Genomic DNA, 599 nt, shown 5'->3' on the forward strand with positions numbered 1-599 from the left:
TGCGCCGTCGCGCCGATCAGCTTCACGCCGCGCTCGAAGGCCTGCTTGTAGGGGTTGGCGCCCTTGAACGACGGCAGGAACGAGTGGTGGATGTTGATGATGCGGCCCGACATCTTCTTGCAGACGGCATCCGACAGGACCTGCATGTAGCGGGCAAGAACGATGAGCTCGGCACCCGACTGCTCGACCACGTCCATCAGGCGCGCCTCGGCCTGCGGCTTGTTCTCCTTCGTCACCTTGATGTGGTGGAAGGGGATGTCGTGGTTGACGATGACCTTCTGGTAATCGAAGTGGTTGGAGACGACGCCGACGATCTCGATCGGCAGCGCGCCGATCTTCCAGCGGTAGAGCAGGTCGTTCAGGCAATGGCCGAAGCGCGACACCATCAGCAGCACCTTCATGCGCTCGTCGCTGTCGTTGAAGCGGTGGGTCATGGCGAACTTCTTGGCGACGGGAGCAAAGCCGGCCTTGATGTCGTCTTCCGACACGCCTTCCTGGGACAGGAAGGTCAGGCGCATGAAGAACAGGCCCGTCTCGAGATCGTCGAACTGCGACGAATCCGAGATGTAGCACCCCTTTTCGGCGAGGTAGCCGGTGAT

The 599-nt window shown here is 61.3% G+C and carries 1 protein-coding gene; it reads right to left on the reverse strand.

From position 1 onward, the window contains the following. The coding region (locus tag ACOZKU_RS27680; RefSeq protein WP_421581601.1) for a formyltetrahydrofolate deformylase at positions 1-599 on the reverse strand (599 nt) is incomplete at both ends.

The sequence above is a fragment of the Shinella sp. M31 genome, from assembly GCF_049199205.1.
Lineage (GTDB): Bacteria > Pseudomonadota > Alphaproteobacteria > Rhizobiales > Rhizobiaceae > Shinella.